We start from the raw sequence: 3,556 nt of genomic DNA on the forward strand, positions 1-3,556 counted from the left end.
ACTCCGAAGCCTGCGGAAACTCCGAAGCCTGCGGAAACTCCGAAGCCTGCGGAAACTCCGAAGCCTGCGGAAACTCCAATTCCAATTCCAACTCCGAAGCCTGCGGAAACTCCGACGCCAATTCCGACGCCAATTCCGACAATTCCGACAATTCGGACAATTGGGGAAACTCAAATTCCGACAATTCCGATAATTCCGACAATTGGGGAAACTACAATTCCGACAATTCCGACAATTGCGACAATTGCGGAAACTCCAATTTGGACAATTCCGACAATTGCGACGGCTAAACCTGCGGAAATATCGATCGCCAATCCCAACGATCCCATCGCCCCTACGGAAACCCCCAAACCTGCGGTAATTCCCGCTGCTTCTGAGGGCTGTACGTGCGATCGAATCAATTTACCCGAGATCGCTTCCATTCCCCAACCGAATATCCCTGTAAATACCCTCAACGCTACAGACAGCAGCGATACTCTCACCGGCGCCGATATTAATGACAGCATCAACGGTTTTAACGGTAACGACTTGCTAATGGGCTTATGCGGGAGCGACAATATTTACGGTGGTTTTCCCAGCCCGGTTGCTGTGGGTGCGGATGCTGACAGCGACACGATATTTGGTAACGAAGATAGCGACTACATCGTCGGGCACGCTGGGAATGATGTTATTTATGCGGGGAAAGATCGCGATTTGGCGATCGCAGGCAAAGATGATGACGTAGTTTGGGGCGACAAAGGCAATGATACCTTGCTTGGGGATGAAGGTGGCGATCGTTTATTTGGCGGCACTTCTGATTCATCTAACGGCGATTTTACGGGCAAAGATTTGCTGTTTGGGAATAATGGCAACGACCTTTTATACGGGCAAGAAAGCACAGATAGTCTGGCTGGTGGCGATGGCAATGACACCATTCACGGTGGCAAAGATAACGATCTAATTTGCGGCGAATCCGGCAACGATTTGCTGTTTGGAGAGTTGGGAATTGACACCATCTGCGGTGGCGACGGCGACGATACAATTTTCGGAGATATTGATAACATTGCGACTGATGGTAGCAGTCAAAAAGATTATTTGTGCGGCGGTAGCGGCAACGATATAATTTTTGGTGCTGAAGATGTCGATAAATTGTGCGGCGGCGATGGTAATGATACTGTGTACGGCGGCAAGGGTGAAGATATTTTGATTGGGGGAAGCGGGCGCGATTACTTTTGCTTGGCTGCGGGGGATGGTGGCGATGTCGTTGCTGATTTTACGCCCGGTGAGGATGTATTTATGTTGATGGGAGGGTTAAAGGGCGATCGACTTAGCATAGTTCAAGACGGCGGTGCAACCTTAATCAAAATTGCCAACACAAATCAAATCTTAGCGACTCTCAACGGCGTGCAAGCTAACCTCATCACCCAACAGGATTTTAGAGTCATTGAGTTTGGTTTGTAGATTGGACATAGCCGTTGAAACTGCTTGGAGGCTGCAAAATCGAATTTGGTAACGCTGGGGTGCGATCGGCATTCTGACAACCGCAAGGTAAACTGAAAGCATCCCTTCCTTACACCCCAATTTAACTATGCCTCGCTGGTTCAATACCGCTGGCCCTTGCCGCGCTGACATCCACTATATGCTGCCTGCAACCAGTCGCGTCCCCAACCTAGAACGACTGATTGCCCAGGAAAACTATTTCGTCATCCACGCACCCCGACAAATCGGCAAAACCACTGCCATGTTGTCTTTAGCCAAACAACTCACCGACAGCGGACAATATACCGCTGTCATGCTATCTGTTGAAGTGGGCGCACCTTTCAGTCAAGACATTGCTGGTGCTGAAGATGCTATTCTCGGTGCTTGGCGGCGAGCAATTTCTATCAGATTGCCCCAAGAGTTACAACCTCTAGCTTGGTCTTCATTAGAAGCCGGACACCGCATCGGCGATGCACTCAGTCTTTGGGCTGAATCTTCCCCTCGTCCTTTAGTTATTTTGATTGACGAAATTGATGCCTTACAAGACCTGGCTTTAATTTCAATTCTACGTCAATTACGCGATGGTTATCCCAATCGTCCAAAGGCTTTTCCTCAATCAGTCGGTTTAATTGGTTTGCGAGATGTGAGAGATTATAAAGTGGCCGCAGGTGGCAGTGACAGGCTCAATACTTCTAGTCCGTTTAATATTAAAGTTCGTTCCCTGACTATGCGGAATTTCAATGCTGCTGAAGTCGTCGAACTCTACAACCAACATACTGAAGATACCGGACAAATTTTTACAACCGAAGCCTCAGCTTTAGCTTTTGAATTGACTCAGGGACAACCTTGGCTAGTGAATGCGTTAGCTAAAGAAATCGTAGAAGAATTAGTCACTGATGAATCAATAGAAATTACAGCCGAGCATATTTTAACTGCTAAAGAGATTCTGATTAAACGACAAGATACCCATTTAGATAGTCTAGCAGAAAAACTCCGAGAAAACCGAGTCAAAGCCATTATCGAGCCGATTTTAGCCGGACGAGAATTGCCAGAGTCTTCCAATGACGATCGCCAATATTTGGTAGACTTGGGTTTACTCAGACGCGATCCGGCTGGGGGGCTAGTCATCGCCAATCCGATTTATCGAGAAGTTTTACCGCGAGTTTTAGCCCAAGGCCCCCAAGATAGTTTACCGATTATCAGTCCCAGTTGGTTGGGCGCCAACGGAGAATTAAACACAGATGCCCTTCTCGATGCCTTTCTCGCCTTTTGGCTGCAACATGGCGAACCGTTGCTCAAAAGTGCATCCTATCCCGAAATTGCGCCGCATCTAGTGTTGATGGCGTTTCTCCATCGAGTGATTAACGGCGGGGGAACGTTGGAGAGAGAATATGCCATTGGGCGCGATCGCATGGATCTGTGTTTGCGCTATGGTGAGGTGACACTGGGAATTGAACTGAAGGTGTGGCGGAATAGGAAAGCTGACCCTTTGAGTAAAGGATTGGAACAGTTGGATGGATATTTAGCGAGATTGGGACAAGATGAGGGTTGGTTGGTAATTTTTGATAAAAGAGATAATGCACTAGAATTGGAAGAACGGCTGAAAACTGAAATTCAGCTTAGTCCATTAGGGCGAGAGATTACAGTCATTCGTGCGTGAGGATTTTGTATGCAAGGCGCATATCTCGACAGAATTATTGCAGCAACTCGCGCTAGCAATAGGTAAGAAAAGAGTCTTCGCGTAAAGGGTTATCCGGTACTTAGGGCGGCAAAGCTAATACATTCGCGGAATCGCAAATAAAACCTGCCCCCTCAAACCCGAGTCTATCTGTCGGTTTTAGTGAGGTACGTTGTTGGGATGCGAGCCCTCTTAGAGTAGTGATTATATAGCAATACAGTTGACTCAAGAAAAATCTGACTTGCCAAAAATGCAGTATTGCCAGAAAATCGTCATATAAATTCCTCAAAAAACGTTAAGTAAACCGTATTGGATTATATAGTAAGTGAGGTCGCATCAAAAACTTTAGGGAGCATCTCAGTTTTGCATTTATAGTGCGAGCGTCCCCGCTCGCGATTTGTAGAAAAAACCAGCGGGGAC

Annotated in this window: 2 protein-coding genes; both read left to right on the top strand. The window is 47.2% G+C overall.

What is annotated here, in order from left to right:
• Positions 1-1,440 (top strand): calcium-binding protein (locus QT974_RS28325; RefSeq protein ID WP_333471721.1); only part of this gene is annotated, 1,440 nt, incomplete at its 5' end.
• Positions 1,441-1,567: 127 nt separating this feature from the next.
• Positions 1,568-3,118 carry an ATP-binding protein gene (locus tag QT974_RS28330; protein ID WP_333471722.1) on the top strand — a complete coding sequence of 517 codons (1,551 nt, stop codon included), beginning with the start codon at positions 1,568-1,570 and terminating at the stop codon, positions 3,116-3,118.
• Positions 3,119-3,556 lie beyond the last annotated feature (438 nt).

Origin of the sequence: Microcoleus sp. BM001215392 (assembly GCF_036700185.1) — a bacterium.
Classification (GTDB): Bacteria; Cyanobacteriota; Cyanobacteriia; order Cyanobacteriales; family Microcoleaceae; genus Microcoleus.